We start from the raw sequence: 20,282 nt of genomic DNA on the forward strand, positions 1-20,282 counted from the left end.
ATAAGGGGACCTTTTGGGTCCCTTTTTTTCAATTGTCCTTTTTTTCTACATCACGTTCATCTTCTTGTCACATTAATCCCGTGACAAATGAAGGAATTGTCTGTTTTTTGCCCGATATTGTCGCTATTTTGGCCTTTCCCGATGATTCACTTTTTGTCACCAAAATACTTATAAGAAATCGCGCAAAACCGCTCGCCATGCGGCGTTTGATAGGGTAATCTCGTTCTCGTTTTGCCTTTTCCGCAACATTAATTCAAGGCATGAATAAAATTGTGCGTGACTGCACAAATTTAAGCTTAAGGAATTGTCTCATTGCGGATGGGTATTTAGGCTCTAACACGTTTGGCATTTTTATAACGACATTGTCGTTAAGGACAACAAGGGAAAATAAACAGCATGGTCAAATCTCAGCCGATTTTGAGATACATCTTGCGGGTAGCCCCCGCGATTGCAGTAGCGGTTCTGCTTTCCGCGTGTAGTTCAACAAGTACCGCCAGGAATATGCATTCTGAGACGCATGCTGTGGGTAGTGGCGATTTATCATCACTGCAAGCCTCTCAGGATGAATTTGAAACGATGGTCCGTAACCTGGACGTGAAGTCCCGTTTAATGGATCAGTATGCCAGCTGGAAAGGCGTGCGTTACCGCCTCGGCGGCAGCACCCGCAAAGGTATCGACTGCTCGGCGTTCGTGCAGCGCACCTTCCGCGAACAATTTGGTCTGGAACTGCCGCGTTCAACTTCTGAACAGCAGGAAACCGGAAAATCGATTTCCCGTACCCAGCTGCGTACCGGCGATCTGGTTCTGTTCCGTGCCGGTTCTACCGGCCGCCATGTAGGGATCTACCTCGGCAACAACCAGTTTGTTCACGCCTCTACCAGCAGCGGGGTGACTATCTCCAGCATGGATGAGCCATACTGGAAAAAGCGCTACAACGAAGCGCGTCGAGTCCTGAGCCGCTCGTAAACTGTCCTCTACCGCCGCCGGTTATCCCTTGGCTGGAAGCGGGATAAAAAACACTGCCCCGGCAGTGTTTTTTTTTGCCACCTGATTCTGAACGACGCAAAATAAGCTATGTCTTTTAAGTGGGAATGAGAAAAACGACGACTGACAACCCGTTGCTGCGCATCAATAACACGGAAAGATTATAGCTATGCTGACTCGCTACTTTTCGCCCCAGCGTAAAACCTGGCTAACCAGCCTGTGCGTGGGAATTATCGTCGCGCTACTGGCCGGCAGCATTCAGTTTATGGTGATTTACCATAACCGGGCGGAGCGTTTCGACGCCATTATCAACAACGTTAATACCTATCTGAAGAGCTACTTTCACGACCTGCGGCAGACCATCAACGGCCTGCAGCCGCTGGTGGACCAGCCCTGCGAGAATATTGACTCCGGGCTCACCTCCCATGCCGCTTTCAGCCCTAACGTCCGCGCCTTTCTGCTGGTCAAAAACGGCGTGGCCTTTTGCTCCTCGGCAACCGGCGCCATGGATACCCCCCTCACCCAGCTGATCCCGGCCATTGATATCCGCAAACCCCTTGATATGGCCATTTTGCCGGGCACGCCGATGATGCCGAAGAGCGCGGCGCTGGCGTTGTGGGTAGGAAAACCTGGTGATAAAAACAGCGGCATTTTCGTGTCGATTAACGCCAATCTCACACCGTATATCCTCTATTCTGCACGGCAGAATGATTTTAGCGGCATTGCGCTGGCCATCGATCACACCGCCATCTCCACCTTCAGTAACCGGCTGGTGGATCCGCAAACGCTGCATGACGCGCCGATCCGCCAGACACAGATCGAGGGTTTACCGCTGAAGGTCTACCTATATGCCAACAGCTGGCTGGCGGAAAATACGCAGTTTGCTCTGCTGCTCGGGGTGGTGTGCGGCCTGCTGGCGGGGCTGCTCTGCTATTACGTGCTGACGATCAAATCCGATCCGCGAAAATCCATTCTCCTGGGGATCAAAAACAACCAGTTCTACATCGTCTATCAGCCGGTGGTGAATGCTCAGACCTTGCGGATCATGGGCGTGGAGGTTCTGATGCGCTGGCGCCATCCGGTGGTGGGCGAAATCCCGCCTGACATCTTTATTAACCTGGCCGAAACCCAGCAGATGATCGTGCCGCTGACCCATCATCTGCTGGCGCTGATCGCCCGCGATGCTGCGGTGTTGAAGCGTATTCTGCCGCGCGGCGTCAAGCTGGGGCTGAATATATCCCCTGCCCATCTGCAGGCCGACAGCTTCCGCGACGATATGCTGCGCTTCGCCGCCGCGCTGCCCGCCGGCCATTTTCACGTGGTGCTGGAGGTGACCGAGCGGGCGATGATTGATAAAGAAAAATCGATGGCTAACTTCGCCTGGCTCCACCGCCAGGGATTCGAAATCGCGATTGATGATTTTGGCACCGGGCATAGCGCGCTGATCTACCTTGAGCGCTATAACTTCGACTATCTGAAGATCGATCGCGGTTTTGTGCAGGCGATTGGCACCGAAACCGTTACCTCGCCGGTGCTGGATGCGGTACTGACCCTCAGCCGCCGGCTGAAATTAATGACCGTCGCCGAAGGGGTGGAGACCCAGGAGCAGGCGGAGTGGCTCCGCGCTCAGGGGGTTCATTTCCTGCAGGGGTACTGGATCAGCCGGCCGCTGTCGCTGGCGGCGCTGGTGGCCGCGCACGATGAACCCGCGAACTATTTCACAACGCGTTAAGTCTCACTTATGATGCGGGAACAGAAGTCGGCCATGGGGGCCGGCTATGACGGGGTATTCTGCCGCCTATGTATGCGCGACTTTTTCTGCTTCTGCTTGCTCTGTTTAGCCTGAGCGCTAACGCGCAATCCATTCAGGAAAGCGTCGCCTTCGCGATTATCGGCGAACCCAAATACGCCGCCGGTTTCAGCCATTTTGATTATGTTAATCCACAGGCGCCGAAAGGCGGCACCCTCACCCTGGCGGCGATTGGCACCTTTGACAACTTCAACCGCTACGCGCTGCGCGGCAATCCCGCGGTACGCACTGAGGCGCTCTACGATCCCCTGTTCACCACCTCGGATGATGAGCCCGGCAGCTACTATCCGCTGATTGCCGAGCGGGCGCGCTACGCCGGGGACTATTCATGGATGGAGATCGCCCTCAACCCGCGCGCCCGTTTTCACGACGGCACGCCGATCACCGCCCGCGATGTCGCTTTTACCTTCAATAAGTTTATGACCGAAGGGGTGCCGCAGTTCCGCCTCTTTTATAAAGGCACCACCGTGAAGGCCATCGCGCCGTTGACCGTGCGTATCGACCTCGGCCAGCCCGGTAAAGAGAACATGCTGAGCCTGCTGAGCCTGCCGGTGATGCCCGAGGCGTTCTGGCGCCATCACAAACTCAGCGACCCGCTGTCAAAGCCGCCGCTGGCCAGCGGGCCCTACCGCATCAGCGCCTGGCGGATGGGACAGTATATTACCTATTCCCGGGTCGCAGACTACTGGGCGGCCGACCTGCCTGTCAACCGCGGTCGCTGGAACTTCGATACGCTGCGCTATGACTATTATCTTGACGACAACGTCGCTTTCGAAGCCTTTAAAGCCGGGGCCGTCGACCGCCGGGAAGAGACGGTCGCCAAAAACTGGGCCACCCGCTACGTCGGCCGCAACTTCAGCCGCGGCTACATCATCAAAGAGGAGTATGCCAACACCTCGGCGCAGGATACCCAGTGGCTGGCGTTCAATATCCAGCGCCCGGTATTCGCCGATCGCCGGGTGCGGGAGGCTATTACCCTGGCGTTTGATTTTGAATGGATGAACAAAGCGCTGTTCTACAGCGCCTATCAGCGCGCCAATAGCTATTTCCAGAACACCGAATATGCCGCCCGCAGCCTGCCCGACGCGGCCGAACTGGCCCTGCTGACGCCGATGAAAAACGAACTGCCCCCCGAGCTCTTCAGTCAGGTTTACCAGCCGCCGGTCTCCCGCGGCGATGGCTTTGACCGCGCCAACTTACTCAAAGCCGACGCCCTGCTCAACGCGGCAGGCTGGACGGTGAAGAACCAGCGCCGGGTTAACGCCGCCACCGGCAAGCCGCTGCGCTTTGAGCTGCTGATGCCGGCCGGAAGCAATGACCGCTGGGTGCTGCCGTTCCAGCACAACCTGCAGCGCCTGGGGATCGTCATGGATATTCGTCAGGTGGATAACTCGCAGTACAGCAACCGCCGCCGCAGCCGCGATTACGACATGATGCCAAGCCTGTGGCGTGCCATGCCCTGGCCGGGGACCGACCTGCAAATCTCCTGGGCGTCAGACTATATTCACTCCAGCTACAACGCGCCGGGGGTGCAGAGTCCGGTGGTAGATAAACTGATTGCGCAGATCCTGCAGTGGCAGGGTAATAAGCAGAAGCTGATCCCGCTCGGCCGGGCGCTGGACCGCGTCCTCACCTGGAACCACTATATGTTGCCGATGTGGTATATGGCGCAGGACCGCACCGCGTGGTGGAATAAATTCTCGTTCCCGAAAACCCGCCCCATTTATTCGTCCGGCCTTGATACCTGGTGGTATGACGCGAACAAAGCGGCCACCCTCCCCGCGGACAGACGCTAAGGACATACCATGGGCAGTTACCTGATCCGCCGTTTGCTGTTAGTGATCCCCACCCTGTGGGCCATCATCACCATTAACTTTTTTATTGTGCAGATCGCCCCCGGCGGCCCGGTCGACCAGGCCATCGCCGCCATCGAATTTGGTCAGCACGGCGGAATGCCAGGCGCCGGCGACGGTGGGATGGGCGCCAGCCATGCCCGCACCGGCGCCGGCAATATCAGCGAGGGGCACTATCGCGGCGGGCGCGGCCTCGATCCGGAAGTCATCGCCGAGATCACCCACCGCTACGGCTTCGACAAACCGCTGCATGAGCGCTACCTGAAGATGTTGGGCGATTATCTGCGCTTTGATTTTGGCGACAGCCTGTTTCGCAGCGCCTCCGTGCTGCAGCTGATTAAAGACAGCCTGCCGGTCTCGGTGAGCCTCGGGCTGTGGAGCACGCTGATCATCTATCTGGTCTCCATTCCGCTGGGCATCCGCAAAGCCGTCAGCAACGGCAGCCGCTTTGACATCTGGAGCAGTACGCTGATTATCATTGGCTATGCGATCCCCGCCTTTCTGTTCGCCATCCTGCTGATCGTGATTTTTGCCGGCGGCAGCTATTTCGACCTTTTCCCGCTGCGCGGTCTGGTCTCGCCAAACTTCGACACCCTGCCGTGGTATGAAAAGATCCTCGACTATCTGTGGCACATCACCCTGCCGGTGCTGGCGACGGTGATCGGCGGCTTCGCCGCCCTGACCATGCTGACCAAAAACAGCTTCCTCGACGAGATCCGCAAACAGTATGTGGTTACCGCCCGCGCCAAAGGCGTCGGGGAGAAACAGATCCTCTGGGGACACGTGTTCCGCAACGCCATGCTGCTGGTGATCGCTGGTTTCCCGGCCACCTTTATCAGTATGTTCTTTACCGGCTCGCTGCTGATCGAAGTGATGTTCTCGTTGAATGGTCTGGGGCTGCTGGGCTATGAAGCGACGGTCTCCCGCGACTATCCGGTGATGTTCGGGACGCTCTATATTTTCACCCTGATCGGCCTGCTGCTTAATATCGTCAGCGATATCAGCTATACGCTGGTCGACCCGCGTATTGATTTTGAGGGCCGCTAATGTCGTTCTTCAGTCCCGTTAATCAGGCCCGCTGGGCGCGCTTTCGCCACAACCGTCGCGGTTACTGGTCGCTGTGGCTGTTTTTAATTCTCTTCCTCTGCAGCCTGGGGGCTGAGCTGCTGGCTAACGATCGGCCGCTGCTGGTGCAGTACCGAGGCCAGCTGTACGTCCCGGTATTAAAAAACTACACCGAGCAGACCTTCGGCGGCGCATTCGCCACCGCCGCTGACTATCAGGATCCGTGGCTGCAGCACCAGCTGGCCAGCCACGGCTGGGCGCTTTGGCCGCCGGTGCGCTTCGGCGCGACGACGATCAATTTTGCCAGCACGGTTCCTTTTCCCTCGCCGCCCTCAGCCAGCAACTGGCTCGGCACCGACGCCAACGGCGGCGATGTGCTGGCGCGGATCCTCTATGGGACGCGCATCTCGGTACTCTTTGGCCTGCTGCTGACGCTGTTCTCCAGCGTGCTGGGGGTGCTGGCCGGGGCGATCCAGGGTTATTACGGCGGTAAAATCGACCTCTGGGGGCAGCGTTTTATCGAAGTCTGGTCCGGCATGCCGACGCTGTTTCTGATCATTCTGCTCTCCAGCGTGGTGCAGCCGGGCTTCTGGTGGCTGTTGGCGATCACCGTCCTGTTTGGCTGGATGACACTGGTGGGCGTGGTGCGCGCTGAATTTCTCCGCACCCGCAACTACGACTACATCCGGGCGGCGCAGGCGTTAGGGGTCAGCGACCGGCAGATCATCCTGCGGCATATGCTGCCCAACGCGATGGTGGCGACCCTCACCTTCCTGCCTTTTATTCTCTGCAGCTCTATTACCACCCTGACGTCGCTGGATTTTCTCGGCTTCGGCCTGCCGCTTGGCTCGCCCTCACTCGGCGAGCTGCTCCTGCAGGGCAAAAACAACCTGCAGGCGCCCTGGCTGGGTATTGCCGCGTTTCTTTCAGTCGCCGTGCTGCTGACGCTGCTGATTTTCATCGGTGAAGCGGTTCGCGACGCCTTTGACCCCAGTAAGGCGGTGTAATATGACCCACCCGCTGTTAGCTATCGACAATCTCTCTATCGCCTTTCGCCAGCAGGGCGAGACGCAGACCGTCGTGCATAATCTGTCGCTCGAGGTGGCGGTCGGCGAAACGCTGGCCCTGGTGGGAGAATCCGGCTCCGGTAAGAGCATCTCCGCCCTGTCGGTGCTGCGGCTGCTCCCTACCCCGCCGGCCAGCTACCCCAGCGGCGATATCCGTTTTCATGGCCAGTCGCTGCTGCATGCTGATGAGGCGACCCTGCGCGGCGTGCGCGGCAACCGGATCGCGATGATCTTTCAGGAGCCGATGGTGTCGCTCAATCCCCTGCACACCCTGGAAAAACAGCTCTACGAGGTGCTGTCTTTACACCGGGGAATGCGCAAAGAGGCGGCGCGCGGGGAGATCCTAGACTGTCTGGAGCGCGTCGGGATCCGACAGGCGCCGCGGCGGCTGGCGGACTATCCGCACCAGCTCTCCGGCGGCGAGCGCCAGCGGGTGATGATCGCCATGGCGCTGCTGACGCGCCCTGAGCTGCTGATCGCCGACGAGCCGACCACCGCTCTCGATGTGTCAGTGCAGGCGCAAATTCTGCAGCTGCTGCGCGAGCTGAAGCGGGAGCTGAACATGGGGATGCTGTTTATCACCCATAACCTGAGCATCGTCCGCCAGCTGGCTGACCGGGTGGCGGTAATGCAGAACGGCCGCTGCGTGGAGCACAATCACTGTCGGGCGCTGTTCAGCGCGCCGGCTCATCCCTACACCCAACGCCTGCTGGATAGCGAACCGGACGGTGAGCCGGTGCCGTTGGCCGTCGATGCCCCGTTGCTGCTGCAGGTGGACGATTTAAACGTGGCATTTCCTGTTCGCAAAGGGATCCTGCGCCGGGTTGTCGATCACCATCGGGTGGTCAACAGCCTCAGTTTTCAGCTACGCGCCGGCGAGACGCTGGGGCTGGTGGGCGAATCGGGATCGGGGAAAAGCACCACCGGTCTGGCGCTGCTGCGCCTGATCTCATCCCAGGGCAGGATAACCTTTGCCGGTCAGCCGATTCAGGGGCGTAACCGTCGACAGCTGCTGCCGCTGCGCCGGCAGATGCAGGTGGTTTTTCAGGATCCGAACTCGTCGCTCAATCCGCGCCTGACGGCGCAGCAGATTATTGAAGAAGGATTGCGCGTCCACCAGCCGACGCTGACGGCAGTCGAACGCGAACAGGCGGTAATCCTTGCCATGCAGGAGGTCGGGCTCGATCCGGCCAGCCGCCAGCGCTACCCGGCGGCATTCTCCGGCGGCCAGCGCCAGCGTATCGCCATCGCCAGAGCGTTAATCGTCAAGCCGCAGCTGATCGTCCTCGACGAGCCGACTTCCTCGCTGGATAAAACCGTTCAGGCGCAGATCCTGAATCTGTTGAAAGCATTACAGCTGAAGCATCAGCTGGGCTATATTTTTATCAGCCATGATTTAGGCGTGGTGCGCGCGCTGTGTCACCAGGTGATGGTGCTGCGGCAGGGAGTGGTGGTTGAACAGGGCGAGTGCCAGTCCGTCTTCAGCGCGCCCAGGCATGAGTATACCCGCCAGCTGCTGGCGCTAAGCTGACGGTCAGAAAGGGTTATTGCCGGAGAAGGGCTCGGCGATCGCCACGCCAAAATTTTTCAGACGACAGGTGGCGGCAAACTCATCCTGCAGATTAACGAACAGGCAGGGTTCGCCTTCGCACTCAAGAACGGAACAGTCGACTTCGATGTCGCTTAACGCCTGGCTGAGCTTATGCATCACCGGCCAGGCTTTTTCACCGTCCGGACTCAGCAGTTTCAGGGCGACGAGACTGTTTTCGTTCTGCGCGCCGTTTTGCGGAATCGGTTCAACTCTGGAACCCGCAAAACCGGCCAGCCAGCGATAGCTCTGCGGCAGACGGTGTACGATAGAGAGTTGTTGTGTATTCACGTGGTTTCCCCGGAAGCAAAAGGCTTCACAATAAATTTACATCAATATTAACACACTGTTGACAAATAGTCCTGCTCAGACGCAGAAAACGTTTACAGCCGCGTCGGACCAGGGTTAAGCGCTTATATTCCAGCGTGTTATTTTTTAACCCGGCAAGCCGATTGGCGCTATATGTACCCGTTTCTGTGATCCAAAACAACTTTTTTATCGCAACAATGCGACTTTTTACACTAATTGATTTTACATAAAGGAAACAAATCACAGAACCCTGAAGCCCATTGCGGTTGACATGCATCAAGAAAGGGGCGATTTCGCCCCTGAAAATGTGACCTAGCGTGCGATTTTTCGCCGGCGTGAAGCGTAAAGCGAGAAGAAAATAGAGCTGGTGGCGCAGAAGGCGATAGAGATCAGCATCGGCCAGGCGGTGGTAAAGGTCGCCATCGACAGCAGCGCGCCGATAATCGCCCCGATACCAAAGCGGAAAGTCCCCGCCAGCGACGAAGCGGTGCCCGCCATATGCGGAAACTCATCGAGGATCACCGCCATAGCGTTAGACGACACCATCGATACGCAGCCAACGAAGGCCGCCACGCCGATCACCAGCGACCAGAAACCGACGTCGAGCAGCGCGCAAACCACCATCCACACCGCCATGGCAAACTGGATCCACAGCCCGGCGCGGAACATGCGCAACGCCCCTAGCCGCCGCACAAACCGGCTGTTGAACATGGTCATCAGGAATAAAAAGACAATGTTCAGCGCAAAATAGTAGCCAAAGTGCTGAGGCGCAACGTGGTTAATATTGATATAGACAAAAGGCCCGGCGCTTAGGAAAGAGAACATGCCCGCGAAGCTGAAGCCGCTCGCCAGCATATAGCTCAGGACCCGCTTATGGCGGAACAGGGTGGCAAAGTTACCCAGCGTGGTGCGCAGGTGGAACGGCTGACGCCTTTCAGCCGGTAGCGTTTCGCGGATAAACAGGCCGATCATCAGCGAGGCCAGCAGGGCCACCAGGGCAAGGATCCAGAAAATGGCATGCCAGCTGAACCAGACCAGCACCGCCCCGCCGACCATCGGCGCCACCAGCGGCGCAATGGTCGTCACCAGCATGACAAACGACATCATCCGCGAAAACTCATCTTTCGGATAGATATCGCGCATCAGGGCGTTGATCACCACGCTGGCCGCCGCGGCCGCCAGACCGTGGAAGAAGCGCATGGCGATCAGCATCTCGATGGTCTGCGACAGGGCGCAGGCCACCGCCGCCGCGGCGAAGACCAGCGTTCCGCCGAGGATCACCGGCTTGCGGCCAAGGCTGTCGGCCATCGGACCGTACAGCAGCTGCCCCAGCGCAAAGCCGAGGATATAGGTGCTGAGGGTCATCTGCGCGCTGCCGTCCGGCACGTGGTACTGGGCAGCGATCACCGGCAGGGCCGGGAGGTACATATCGATCGACAGCGGCATCAGCATGGCCAGCAGGCCAAGGATAAAGACAATCCCCAGAGACGAATTTTGCTTCAGCGTCACGTTTTGCTCCGTGGCTGCGGAGCGCCCACGCTGGCGATTTCCGCTTCCGTCAGCGGACGATATTCACCCGGCGCCAGAGATTCATCCAGCAGGATGTCGCCGATGCGTTCCCGATGCAGGCCAACCACGTGGTTGCCCACGGCGGCGAACATGCGTTTCACCTGATGGTAGCGGCCTTCGCTGATGGTGAGGCGCACTTCGGTCGGAGTGATAATTTCCAGCACCGCCGGTTTGGTGAGATCTTTTTCGTTATGCAGCTGGACCCCTTTGGCGAACAGCTCCGCGGTCCCTTCCGCCAGCGGGCTTTCCAGCGCCACCAGATAGGTTTTTTCACAATGGTGGCGTGGCGAGGTAATGCGGTGCGACCACTGGCCGTCATCGGTCATCAGCACCAGTCCGGTGGTGTCGATATCCAGCCGTCCGGCGGCGTGCAGCTTATGCGCCACCGGCTCGTCGAGGAAATAAAGGATAGTCGGATGATCGGGATCGTCGGTGGAACAGACGTACCCTTGCGGCTTGTTGAGCATAAAATAGCGCGGGCCGTTCTGCTGGGTCAGCGTGTTCCCGTCATACTCCACCTCGTGCTCCGGCTGAAGCTTAAAGGAAGCATCTTTTACAATGTCGCCGTCCACGGTAACGCGGCTGCCGCGGATTTCACGCCCGGCAATAGCCCGGCTGACGCCAAGCTGCTGAGCGATAAACTTATCAAGTCGCATGAGATTTTTTTAGCCTGTCAAAGTGCTGGAGCGGGCAAATCGCCCGAAAAAGAAGAATTTCACTGGCTAGTATAACGGGCTCTTAACACCACTCAAGGGAAAAGATTCATGGCATACTATTCGCGAGTTAATTAGCCCCGTGAATTCATGACTTTTACATTACGTCCTTACCAACAAGAAGCCGTCGATGCCACCCTCGCCTGGTTCCGTCGCCATACCGAGCCGGCGGCGATTGTCCTGCCCACCGGCGCGGGCAAAAGCCTGGTGATCGCCGAGCTTGCCCGCCTGGCCCGCGGCCGCGTGCTGGTGCTGGCCCACGTCAAAGAGCTGGTGGCGCAGAATCATGCCAAATACTGCGCCCTTGGCCTTGAGGCGGATATCTTTGCCGCCGGTCTGCAGCGAAAAGAGAGCCACGGCAAAGTGGTGTTCGGCAGCGTACAGTCGGTGGCGCGCAATCTCGACCAGTTTCGCAGCGAATTTTCGCTACTCATCGTCGATGAATGCCACCGCATCAGCGATGATGACGACAGCCAGTATCAGCAGATCATCGGCCACCTGCGGCAGGTTAATCCGCAGATCCGGCTGCTCGGCCTGACGGCTACTCCGTTCCGCCTTGGCAAGGGCTGGATCTATCAGTTCCACTACCACGGGATGGTGCGCGGCGATGAAAAGGCCCTGTTCCGCGATTGCATCTATGAGCTACCGCTGCGCTATATGATTAAGCACGGCTACCTGACGCCGCCGGAGCGCCTCGATATGCCGGTGGTGCAGTACGATTTCAGTCGCCTGCAGGCGCAAAGCAACGGCCTGTTCAGCGAAGCCGATCTTAACCATGAGCTGAAAAAACAGCAGCGTATCACCCCACATATCGTCAGCCAGATCGTGGAGTTCGCCGAAAGCCGCAAAGGGGTGATGATCTTCGCCGCCACCGTGGAGCACGCCCGGGAAGTGACCGGCCTGCTACCGGCAGGCCAGGCGGCGCTGATCACCGGGGAAACCCCGGGTCCGGAACGGGATCGCATCATCGAGGCGTTTAAAGCGCAGGAGTATCGCTATCTGGTGAACGTCGCGGTGCTGACCACCGGCTTCGACGCCCCGCACGTCGACCTGATCGCCATCCTCCGCCCCACCGAGTCGGTGAGTCTTTACCAACAGATCGTTGGCCGCGGCCTGCGCCTGGCGCCGGGAAAAACCGACTGCCTGATCCTCGACTACGCCGGCAACCCGCACGACCTGTACGCCCCGGAAGTGGGAACGCCGAAGGGTAAAAGCGACAACGTGCCGGTGCAGGTCTTCTGCCCGGCCTGCGGCTTCGCCAATACCTTCTGGGGCAAAACCACCGCCGACGGCACCTTGATTGAACACTTTGGCCGCCGCTGCCAGGGGTGGTTCGAAGATAACGACGGCCACCGCGAACAGTGCGACTTCCGCTTTCGCTTCAAAAACTGTCCGCAGTGCAACGCGGAAAACGATATCGCCGCCCGCCGCTGCCGGGAGTGCGACACCATTCTGGTTGACCCGGACGATATGCTGAAGGCGGCGCTGAAGCTGAAGGACGCGCTGGTGCTACGCTGCAGCGGCATGGCCCTGCAGCACGGCGGCGACGAGAAAGGCCCGTGGCTGAAAATCACCTACTACGATGAAGACGGCGCCGACGTCAGTGAGCGCTTCCGTCTGCAGACGCCCGCCCAGCGTACCGCCTTTGAGCAGTTGTTTATTCGCCCGCATACCCGCACGCCGGGGGTGCCGCTGCGCTGGATAACGCCGGCGGATATCGTGGCCCAGCAGGCGCTGCTGCGCCATCCGGACTTTGTCGTCGCCCGCATGAAAGGCCAGTACTGGCAGGTGCGGGAAAAAGTGTTCGATTATCAGGGGCGTTTTCGCCGCGCCAACGAGCTGCGTTAATCACCCGAAAGCTGAGGTTTTGATTGCCCGGGTGTCGTTTGGCGGCTATAATGCCGCCCGCTTTTGCATTCGCAAAGCAGATAATCCGCCTGTTGCTGGGTCGCCTGTAGCAGGCTTTATATATAGAGAGACATCAATGTTTACTATCAACGCAGAAGTACGTAAAGAGCAGGGTAAGGGTGCGAGCCGCCGCCTGCGCGCAGCTAACAAGTTCCCGGCAATCATCTACGGTGGCGAAGCTGCTCCGGTTGCTATCGAACTGGACCACGACAAAGTTTGGAACATGCAGGACAAAGCTGAGTTTTACGGCGAAGTTCTGACCGTCGTGGTTGATGGCAAAGAAGAAAAAGTCAAAGTTCAGGCTGTTCAGCGCCACGCGTTCAAGCCGAAACTGACTCACATCGACTTCGTTCGCGCGTAATCGCCGATAGCAAGTTGTATGGCAAGCGCCCCGGGGTCTTCGGCTCCGGGGCGTTTTGTTATCCGCGCCGCCAAAGCTCCGGCGCCTTGTCCACGATGTCGCTAAGCATCCGGTGCTTATTCATTCCGGGCAGCCAGAGCATCACCATGGTGACGTTCAGCCCCTGACTGCCGACCTCCGTCGCGATTTCACTGACTCCCTGCCACTCGCCTGGCCGCAAATGGTCCGGTAAAAACCCCCAGCCCCTCCCCTGCTCCAGCGCATGGCGCAGCAGAGTAATTTCGTTCATATACAGCGTATGGCCGGAGATCTGCAGCCGGCGGGCAATCTGATCGTCACTGCGCCGGTGCATCACTAACTGCGGCGTCAACGAAAGATTCAATAGCGTCAGCGGCCGCGGAGCGTCGTGGAACAGGCTGTCCGCCGCGTAGAAACGCAGATCCACGGTGCCGAGCGCCCGCCACTCCATTTCGCTCCCCAGCGTGCGGTTGTTAGCCTGGCACAGCGCCATATCCGCCACGCCATCGCTCAGCGCCTGCTCGGCTTCGCGCCGCGAGGCGCTCCAGCAGCTCAGGCGGATCTGCCGCCGGGCCAGCGTATCGGCCAGCGCGCAGAGAAAATCACGTGGGATAAAGGGATCGTACACCAGACGCAGCGCCTGTCCGGTGGTTTGCGGCAGCGTTTGCGCAAAAGACTCGAAAGCCTGCGCCTGGCGCAACAGCAGATGCGCCTGACGAAAAAGCTGCTCGCCTTCGGCGGTTAAGGTCAGGGTACGCCCTTCCCGGTTGAACAGATGGTACCCCAGCGCGTCTTCCAGATAGTCCAGCAGATCGCGCAGCGTGGTTCGGTCTTTACCTAAACGAATGGCCGCCCGCGACAGGCTTCCGGTCTCGGCGATGGTGGCGAATGCTTCAATCTGCGCGAAAGAATATTGCAGGGTTTTCATCCTTCTCTCCCTTACGGGGGAAAATCCCCCCTGGGCTGATTTTAGCCGGCGCGCGCCGATTTATATACTGCGCAGCGAATCTATGGCAAACGAGGAAAGGAAGATGATAAGAAAACCACTGGCCCTGGCGTTAATCCTGGCGGCGCTGCCGGCGGCGGCAATGGCGCAAAACTGCGGCGGCCTGACGCTGGATGTCTGCCCAACGCCTTACGATCAAACGCTACCCGCGGCCAAAGACATGCTCAGCTGGGATCAGACTTCACGCGTGATTGGCTTTCGCAATGACTATCGCAACTATGCCGGGGATGTCTTCCACCACGGCGCCTCAGTGCCGCTGGAACGCGCTGAAAAACAATTGACCGATGCCCGCTATACCCTTAACGGCCACACCTGGACCCTGCAGGATTACCTGAAGCGCGAGAACGTCAGCGGTATGCTGGTGCTGAAAGACGGCAAAGTCGCCTGGAAATATCTTGGCGACGGCAACACCGATACCACCCTGTGGACCTCACGCTCGGTGGGAAAATCGGTGGTCTCGACGCTGGTGGGCATCGCCATTCAGCAGGGTAAGATCCACTCCCTCGATGATCTGATTACCGTTTATGAACCCGAACTGAAAGGCACCGCCTGGGACGGCGTGACGCTGAAGCAGTTGATGCAGCACACCAGCGGTGTGGAATGGAATGAAGACTACACCGACCCGCAGTCGCACTTCGCCCGCCTGACCCAGTGCGAGGCGCAGCCCGGCGCCTATGCCTGCGTGCGCAAGATCGTCACCGGCCTGGCGCGCCAGCATCCTGCGGGCGAGCAGTGGTCCTACTCTTCCGGCGGCGCCTGGCTACTGGGCGATATCCTGGAGCGCGCCACCGGTATGCCGCTGGCCGCCTGGCTTGAGCAGTCGCTGTGGCAGCCCGCCGGGATGGCCCACGACGGCGTATGGCATGCTTATCAGCAAGGGAAGCATGATGTTGGCGCCCATGGCTTTAACGCCACCCTTGAAGACTGGGGCCGCTTCGGCGAATTCGTCGCCCGCGATGGTCGGTTAAGCAACGGCAAACAGCTGGTGCCTGCGGGCTGGTTCGATCAGGCCGCAAGCTGGACCACAGCGCTGAACTCGGTCTCGGCGGCGCATCCGCAAGGTATCTACGGTTATCAGTGGTGGAATAACGCCATTCCGGCGAATGCGCAAAACGTCCAGCCGACGCCGCAGGAAGGGCTGAAGGACTCGCTGTGGGCGCTGGGTATCTACGGCCAGGTGATCATGGTGAACCGCGCGGAACACCTGGTGATCGTCCAGTGGTCGACCTGGCCGCAGGCGGAACCCTCCTTTAACGCCCAGCCGCTGGAAGCGGCGCTGATGTACAGCGCCATTGCCCGCGAGCTGCGTTAACCCCCCCAGCTCCTTGCCGCTCAGCCGGCGAGGATCGTGTCGGCATTCAGCGCCAGGTGCTGCAGCAGGATAATGGTTTTGGCATCCATGATCTCGCCATCGCGAATGGCCTGCAGCGCCCGCGCCAGCGGCCACTCCAGCACTTCAATGTCCTCACCTTCCGCCGCCAGCCCGCCGCCATCTCCCTGCCGGTCATCGGCCTGCCGGTCATCGGCCTGATATTCGGCGATAAAAAAGTAGAGTTTTTCGGTGACAGATCCGGGGCTCATAAAGACGGTGAAGACGGGCTCGATGCGCGTCACCCGAAAGCCGGTCTCCTCTTCCGCTTCGGCAACGATCCTCGCCTCCGGCGAGGCGTTATCCAACAGCCCGGCCGCCGCTTCAATGAGATATCCGTCGTGACCGTGAGTAAACACCGGAAAACGGAACTGACGAGTCAGGACCACCGTTCGCTTTTCCCGGTTGTAGAGTAAAATGACCGCGCCGTTGCCGCGATCGTAGGCCTCGCGGCTCTGCTCCTGCCAGCGTCCATCCCGGCGCTGCAGTTCAAAGGTATATTTTTTCAGCGTGTACCAGTTATCAGAGAGCAGCGTCTCGCGAATGTGGCGGACGTGCGGTGCATGAGTTTGCATGTTATATCCCCTTTAAGATGACAGCAGGCACCATAACATGCATAATCGTGCACAAACAAGATCACTCGTGAAGGAAAAATCATGCTCGCCAGTCAACGAAAACAGCAAATCCTGCAGATTCTTGCGGAGGAAAAACAGGTGATGTCCGGGGAGCTGAGCCAGCGGTTTAACGTCTCAGAGGACTCCATTCGCCGCGACCTGCGCGAGCTGGCGGCGGAAGGAAAACTGCAGCGGGTCCACGGCGGGGCGCTGCCGGTCTCCGCTGCCATCGCCCCTATTGAAACACGCAAAAGCGTGCAAATCGCCTCCAAGCAGGCGGTAGCGCGCGCCGCCGCCGCCCTGATCCAGCCTGGACAGGTGGTGATTGTCGATGGCGGCACCACCACCGCGGCGATGATCGGCTTCTTACCCGCCGACCTCAGCTGCACGGTGGTCACCCACAGCCCCGGCATCGCCGTGGCGCTGGTCGATCACCCGCGAATCGAGGTGATCCTGCTTGGCGGCAAAGTGTTTAAGCATTCAGTTGTCGCCGTCGGCCCCGAAACGCTGGAAGGAATGGCGCGGATCAACGCCGATGTGTTCTTTATGGGGGTGACCGGCGTCCACCCGCGAGCGGGTTTTACCACCGGTGATTATGAAGAGGCAGGCATCAAGCGCGCGCTGGCGGCCAGGGCCGCGGAAACCGTGGTGATGGCCTCCCGGGAAAAGCTCAACGCTGCGTCGGCCTTTGCCATCGGCGAGCTGAACCTCGCCAGTACGCTTATCGTCGATGGGGATCCCGACGCCGCGCTGCGCCAGCAGCTGGTGCAGCGCGGCGTGGAGATCGTCCCCGTTCAGCGGTCGCGCTGAACGGGGCGCGGCGCTTAGTTGCCGCCGGAGGTCCGGCGCTGCAGCTGGTCGCGCAGGTTCGGCGGGGTGCCCTTAATGGTCAGAGTATCGGTGGCGGGATCCCAGAATACGCGTTCGCCCAGCAGCATCGCGTCGAAGTTAATGGTTAAACCGCCGCCGCTGCCGGCAAACTTGGTCAGCTGACGTAAGGTGCTGCGATCCGCCGGGAAGCTCTCTTCCAGTTCGTAACCCTGTTCGGCGGTGAATTCCTGGAAGCTCTTTTCGCTGACGCCGGCCAGCTCTTTGGACAGCGATTCCAGCTCAATCTCTTCCCCGGCCTGCAGCTGTTCGTTGCAGTACGCATAGACCTGCTGACGCACATTCTGTCGCTCGGATTTATCAAGCTGCGCGTCGGCGGCGAAGTCGTCCACCGCCTGCAGCAGGCCGCGGTTCTGCGCTTTGGCGTTGAGGCCTTCGCTGGCCCCGAGGAAATCCATAAAGAAATCGGCCACTTTGCGCCCCACCCGCCCTTTCAGGAAGGTTAAGTAGCGGGTCGACTCCGGGTTGGTTTCCCACTCGGTCAGATCGATGCGCGCGACGATATCGGCATGGTTAATATCCAGATAATGGGTCGAGCGGATATCCAGCTCTTCGTTGACGCGCATACTGCTCAGGTTATTGAGCACCGCCACCAGCAGATACTCGACCGCCAGGTAACGATACTGGCAGAAGAGGACAATGCCCCCTTCGGCGAACGGGTATTTCGCCAGCTCATCGCGTAGGCGGCCGGTCGCCGCGCGGCTGAACGCCAGAAACTCCTCTTCGCCCTGACGCTGCAGGCGCAGCGCCTGCGCCAGTTCGCTCTCTTCATTGAACAGCCCATAGGCTTTGCTTTTGGCGCTATAAACCCGGTGCAGTTCAGCCATCATCTCGACGACCGTCGCGTTCGGCTCCAGCAGTGACTCGCGCAGCACCAGCTCCAGATTTTGTTCATCACGTTTGATTAACTGATGCAGGGCAATCTGGTCGATATCCAGACTCATGTTAAACTCTCCTTTTAGACCGGGCGGTATTCAACCACCGCCGGGTAGCCGACGCAACTGGCGCCACACATTTCGACGTCATGACTGACGATCGGTGCGCTTTTGCGCCGCGGCGAAAAAATGCGGAAAAAAAGCTGCTGCTACGGTAATATGTTGCCCTTTCACGAACAAACAGATTTTGAGTTTATGCCGCAAATTTCCCGCTATAGCGATCAACAGGTCGAACAGTTGCTCAGCGAGCTGACGAACGTCCTGGAATCACACAAAGCCCCGGTTGACCTTTCACTGATGGTGTTAGGCAATATGGTGACCAACCTGATCAACAGTAGCGTCGCGCCGGCGCAGCGTCAGGCCATCGCCCGTTCTTTCGCGCAGGCTTTGCAATCTTCGATTAACGACGATCCAGCGCATTAAGGATAACAGCAACAGTATATGGTGACTCTACGTCAGCCCTACCGAGAAAAAGTCTCCCAGATGGTTAGCTGGGGGCACTGGTTCGCCCTGTTCAACATGTTGTTGGCCATGGTGCTCGGCAGCCGCTACCTTTTTGTCGCCGACTGGCCGACGACGCTTGCCGGACGACTCTTTTCGTACGTCAGTCTCGTCGGGCACTTCAGCTTCCTGGTGTTTACCAGCTATGTGCTGATCCTCTTTCCGTTGACCTTTATCGTGGTCTCGCAGCGCCTGATGCGCTTCCTGTCGGTGATCCTTGCCACCGCCGGGATGACGCTGTTGCTGATAGACAGCGAGGTCTTTACCCGCTTCCATCTTCATTTAAATCCGGTGGTCTGGGAGCTGGTCATCAACCCTGACCAGAATGAGATGGCGCGCGACTGGCAGCTGATGTTTATCAGCGTCCCGGTCATCTTTTTGATTGAAATGCTCTTCGCCACCTGGAGCTGGCAAAAGCTGCGCAGCCTGACGCGCCGCCGCCATTACGCCCGCCCGGTGGCCTGGTTCTTCTTTTTGTCGTTCGTCAGCAGCCACCTGGTCTATATCTGGGCGGACGCCAACTTCTATCGCCCGATCACCATGCAGCGAGCGAATCTACCGCTTTCCTATCCGATGACCGCCCGCCGTTTCCTTGAGAAACATGGCCTGCTCGACGCCCAGGATTATCAGCGTCGCCTGGTGGAACAAGGGGCGCCGGAGGCGGTATCGGTCCAGTATCCGCTCAGTAACCTGCGCTACCGCGACCTCGGCGCGGGCTATAACGTGTTGCTGATCACCGTCGACAACCTGAACTACTCGCGGTTTGAAAAGACGATGCCGGCGCTGGCGGCGTTTGCCAAAGAAAACGTCAACTTTACCCAGCATATGAGCTCGGGCAATACCGCCGACAGCGGCCTGTTTGGCCTGTTCTACGGCATTTCGCCAGCCTATATGGACGGTGTCCTCTCGGCGCGTATTCCCGCAGCGCTGATCACCGCCCTCAACCAGCAGGGCTACCAGCTGGGGCTGTTCTCTTCCGATGGGTTTAGCAGCCCGCTGTATCGCCAGGCGCTGCTCTCCGACTTCTCGCTGCCGAGCGCGAAGACCCAGAGCGACGAGCAGACCGCCAATCAGTGGATCAGTTGGCTGGACCGTTACGCGCAGGATGAGAATCGCTGGTTCTCGTGGATCTCGCTCAATGGCACCACCCTCGACGACACGCAGCAGCAGAACTTTGTCCGCCGTTATAGCAAGGCGGCAGGCGACGTTGATGCCCAGATCGATCGGGTGCTGACCGCGCTGCGCGAAGCCGGCAAGCTCGATAATACGGTGGTGATTATCACCGGCGGCCACGGCAAGCCGCTTAACGTCAAACACGACTCATTCGACTGGTCGCGCGAGCAGCTGCAGGTGCCGCTGGTTATTCACTGGCCGGGCACGCCAGCCCAGGAAATTGCCACCCTGACCGATAACAAAGATGTGATGACCACGCTGATGCAGCGCCTGCTTCACGTTTCGACGCCGGCCAATGAGTATTCGCAGGGTGAAGATCTGTTCAGCGCCGCGCGGCGTCGGAACTGGGTCACCGCGGCCAACGGCGATACGCTGGCCATTACCACCCCGACCATCACCGTGGTCCTCAACCATAACGGCACCTACACCACCTGGAGCCGCGACGGCGAGAAAATCAAAGATCAGAAACCGCAGCTCAGCCTGTTGCTGCAGGTCCTGACCGACGAAAAACGCTTTATCGCTAACTGATTGATTAATTATGAATCAATCGC

Annotated in this window: 18 protein-coding genes; 12 read left to right on the forward strand and 6 right to left on the reverse strand. The window is 59.0% G+C overall.

The annotated features are described in order from the left end of the window. Positions 1-396: 396 nt before the first annotated feature. From mepS to yejF, 6 genes are all read left to right on the forward strand, one after another. On the forward strand, positions 397-966 hold the full coding sequence (gene mepS, locus ACLEXF_RS08570) for a bifunctional murein DD-endopeptidase/murein LD-carboxypeptidase (RefSeq protein ID WP_004201653.1): 570 nt from the start codon (positions 397-399) through the stop codon (positions 964-966). A gap of 187 nt (positions 967-1,153) precedes the next feature. Beyond that, positions 1,154-2,716: a cyclic di-GMP phosphodiesterase gene (locus ACLEXF_RS08575; RefSeq protein ID WP_064178380.1), complete on the forward strand. Its 1,563-nt coding sequence runs from the start codon at positions 1,154-1,156 to the stop codon at positions 2,714-2,716. Positions 2,717-2,784: 68 nt separating this feature from the next. Further along, positions 2,785-4,590: an extracellular solute-binding protein gene (locus ACLEXF_RS08580; protein WP_126494208.1), complete on the forward strand. Its 1,806-nt coding sequence runs from the start codon at positions 2,785-2,787 to the stop codon at positions 4,588-4,590. Positions 4,591-4,599: 9 nt separating this feature from the next. After that, the gene (locus ACLEXF_RS08585) at positions 4,600-5,694 is read left to right on the forward strand and encodes a microcin C ABC transporter permease YejB (protein ID WP_004201658.1); all 1,095 of its coding nucleotides are present in this window, start codon (positions 4,600-4,602) and stop codon (positions 5,692-5,694) included. Next, complete coding sequence (locus tag ACLEXF_RS08590; protein ID WP_017899313.1) at positions 5,694-6,719, forward strand: microcin C ABC transporter permease; 1,026 nt, start codon at positions 5,694-5,696, stop codon at positions 6,717-6,719. The genes ACLEXF_RS08585 and ACLEXF_RS08590 overlap by 1 nt, the downstream gene beginning before the upstream one ends. 1 nt (position 6,720) lies before the next feature. Continuing rightward, positions 6,721-8,310 (forward strand): microcin C ABC transporter ATP-binding protein YejF, encoded by a 1,590-nt coding sequence (gene yejF, locus ACLEXF_RS08595; RefSeq protein WP_407259686.1) that lies wholly within the window; start codon positions 6,721-6,723, stop codon positions 8,308-8,310. A gap of 3 nt (positions 8,311-8,313) precedes the next feature. Here the strand turns inward: yejF and ACLEXF_RS08600 are convergent, their stop codons facing one another. The 3 genes from ACLEXF_RS08600 to rsuA form a co-directional block, all read right to left on the reverse strand. Further along, positions 8,314-8,658: a YejG family protein gene (locus tag ACLEXF_RS08600; RefSeq protein ID WP_002912974.1), complete on the reverse strand. Its 345-nt coding sequence runs from the start codon at positions 8,656-8,658 to the stop codon at positions 8,314-8,316. A 330-nt stretch (positions 8,659-8,988) separates the two neighbouring features. Further along, a complete protein-coding gene (locus ACLEXF_RS08605) occupies positions 8,989-10,185 on the reverse strand; it encodes a Bcr/CflA family multidrug efflux MFS transporter (RefSeq protein WP_276417419.1) in 1,197 nt (398 codons plus the stop codon). Further along, positions 10,182-10,901, reverse strand: coding sequence for a 16S rRNA pseudouridine(516) synthase RsuA (rsuA, locus tag ACLEXF_RS08610; protein WP_276417420.1), 720 nt, complete (start codon positions 10,899-10,901; stop codon positions 10,182-10,184). The genes ACLEXF_RS08605 and rsuA overlap by 4 nt, the downstream gene beginning before the upstream one ends. Before the next feature lie 147 nt (positions 10,902-11,048). Between rsuA and ACLEXF_RS08615 the strand changes: the two genes are divergently transcribed. Both ACLEXF_RS08615 and rplY read left to right on the forward strand, forming a co-directional pair. Then, complete coding sequence (locus ACLEXF_RS08615) at positions 11,049-12,806, forward strand: DEAD/DEAH box helicase (RefSeq protein ID WP_017899311.1); 1,758 nt, start codon at positions 11,049-11,051, stop codon at positions 12,804-12,806. A 136-nt stretch (positions 12,807-12,942) separates the two neighbouring features. After that, positions 12,943-13,227, forward strand: a complete 285-nt coding sequence (gene rplY / locus ACLEXF_RS08620) for a 50S ribosomal protein L25 (protein WP_004201664.1) — start codon at positions 12,943-12,945, stop codon at positions 13,225-13,227. Positions 13,228-13,285: 58 nt separating this feature from the next. Here the strand turns inward: rplY and ACLEXF_RS08625 are convergent, their stop codons facing one another. Continuing rightward, positions 13,286-14,173 carry a LysR family transcriptional regulator gene (locus ACLEXF_RS08625; protein WP_065697564.1) on the reverse strand — a complete coding sequence of 296 codons (888 nt, stop codon included), beginning with the start codon at positions 14,171-14,173 and terminating at the stop codon, positions 13,286-13,288. A 103-nt stretch (positions 14,174-14,276) separates the two neighbouring features. On the opposite strand from ACLEXF_RS08625, the gene ACLEXF_RS08630 reads away from it, so the two are divergent. Then, positions 14,277-15,563, forward strand: a complete 1,287-nt coding sequence (locus ACLEXF_RS08630; protein WP_064178374.1) for a serine hydrolase domain-containing protein — start codon at positions 14,277-14,279, stop codon at positions 15,561-15,563. 20 nt (positions 15,564-15,583) lie between these two features. Here the strand turns inward: ACLEXF_RS08630 and ACLEXF_RS08635 are convergent, their stop codons facing one another. After that, on the reverse strand, positions 15,584-16,195 hold the full coding sequence (locus tag ACLEXF_RS08635) for an NUDIX domain-containing protein (protein WP_423265754.1): 612 nt from the start codon (positions 16,193-16,195) through the stop codon (positions 15,584-15,586). An 81-nt stretch (positions 16,196-16,276) separates the two neighbouring features. Here ACLEXF_RS08635 and ACLEXF_RS08640 point away from each other — a divergent pair, with 81 nt between their 5' ends. After that, on the forward strand, positions 16,277-17,044 hold the full coding sequence (locus ACLEXF_RS08640; protein ID WP_004201668.1) for a DeoR/GlpR family DNA-binding transcription regulator: 768 nt from the start codon (positions 16,277-16,279) through the stop codon (positions 17,042-17,044). Positions 17,045-17,058: 14 nt separating this feature from the next. On the opposite strand, the gene yejK is transcribed toward ACLEXF_RS08640, so the two are convergent. Continuing rightward, positions 17,059-18,066 carry a nucleoid-associated protein YejK gene (gene yejK / locus ACLEXF_RS08645; protein ID WP_004144267.1) on the reverse strand — a complete coding sequence of 336 codons (1,008 nt, stop codon included), beginning with the start codon at positions 18,064-18,066 and terminating at the stop codon, positions 17,059-17,061. Positions 18,067-18,252: 186 nt separating this feature from the next. Between yejK and ACLEXF_RS08650 the strand changes: the two genes are divergently transcribed. Both ACLEXF_RS08650 and yejM read left to right on the forward strand, forming a co-directional pair. Further along, positions 18,253-18,480, forward strand: a complete 228-nt coding sequence (locus tag ACLEXF_RS08650; protein WP_004195346.1) for a YejL family protein — start codon at positions 18,253-18,255, stop codon at positions 18,478-18,480. Positions 18,481-18,498: 18 nt separating this feature from the next. Then, on the forward strand, positions 18,499-20,259 hold the full coding sequence (gene yejM / locus ACLEXF_RS08655) for an LPS biosynthesis-modulating metalloenzyme YejM (protein ID WP_004201669.1): 1,761 nt from the start codon (positions 18,499-18,501) through the stop codon (positions 20,257-20,259). Positions 20,260-20,282 lie beyond the last annotated feature (23 nt).

Source organism: Klebsiella pneumoniae complex sp. WS1778, from assembly GCF_049472055.1.
Lineage (GTDB): Bacteria > Pseudomonadota > Gammaproteobacteria > Enterobacterales > Enterobacteriaceae > Klebsiella > Klebsiella quasipneumoniae.

Bases quoted from the DNA above. Each gene is read 5' to 3' on its own strand.
- mepS (WP_004201653.1), top strand. From the start codon at position 397: ATGGTCAAATCTCAGCCGATTTTGAGATACATCTTGCGGGTAGCCCCC.
- ACLEXF_RS08575 (WP_064178380.1), top strand. From the start codon at position 1,154: ATGCTGACTCGCTACTTTTCGCCCCAGCGTAAAACCTGGCTAACCAGC.
- ACLEXF_RS08580 (WP_126494208.1), top strand. From the start codon at position 2,785: ATGTATGCGCGACTTTTTCTGCTTCTGCTTGCTCTGTTTAGCCTGAGC.
- ACLEXF_RS08585 (WP_004201658.1), top strand. From the start codon at position 4,600: ATGGGCAGTTACCTGATCCGCCGTTTGCTGTTAGTGATCCCCACCCTG.
- ACLEXF_RS08590 (WP_017899313.1), top strand. From the start codon at position 5,694: ATGTCGTTCTTCAGTCCCGTTAATCAGGCCCGCTGGGCGCGCTTTCGC.
- yejF (WP_407259686.1), top strand. From the start codon at position 6,721: ATGACCCACCCGCTGTTAGCTATCGACAATCTCTCTATCGCCTTTCGC.
- rsuA (WP_276417420.1), bottom strand. From the start codon at position 10,901: ATGCGACTTGATAAGTTTATCGCTCAGCAGCTTGGCGTCAGCCGGGCT.
- ACLEXF_RS08615 (WP_017899311.1), top strand. From the start codon at position 11,049: ATGACTTTTACATTACGTCCTTACCAACAAGAAGCCGTCGATGCCACC.
- rplY (WP_004201664.1), top strand. From the start codon at position 12,943: ATGTTTACTATCAACGCAGAAGTACGTAAAGAGCAGGGTAAGGGTGCG.
- ACLEXF_RS08625 (WP_065697564.1), bottom strand. From the start codon at position 14,173: ATGAAAACCCTGCAATATTCTTTCGCGCAGATTGAAGCATTCGCCACC.
- ACLEXF_RS08630 (WP_064178374.1), top strand. From the start codon at position 14,277: ATGATAAGAAAACCACTGGCCCTGGCGTTAATCCTGGCGGCGCTGCCG.
- ACLEXF_RS08635 (WP_423265754.1), bottom strand. From the start codon at position 16,195: ATGCAAACTCATGCACCGCACGTCCGCCACATTCGCGAGACGCTGCTC.
- ACLEXF_RS08640 (WP_004201668.1), top strand. From the start codon at position 16,277: ATGCTCGCCAGTCAACGAAAACAGCAAATCCTGCAGATTCTTGCGGAG.
- yejK (WP_004144267.1), bottom strand. From the start codon at position 18,066: ATGAGTCTGGATATCGACCAGATTGCCCTGCATCAGTTAATCAAACGT.
- ACLEXF_RS08650 (WP_004195346.1), top strand. From the start codon at position 18,253: ATGCCGCAAATTTCCCGCTATAGCGATCAACAGGTCGAACAGTTGCTC.
- yejM (WP_004201669.1), top strand. From the start codon at position 18,499: ATGGTGACTCTACGTCAGCCCTACCGAGAAAAAGTCTCCCAGATGGTT.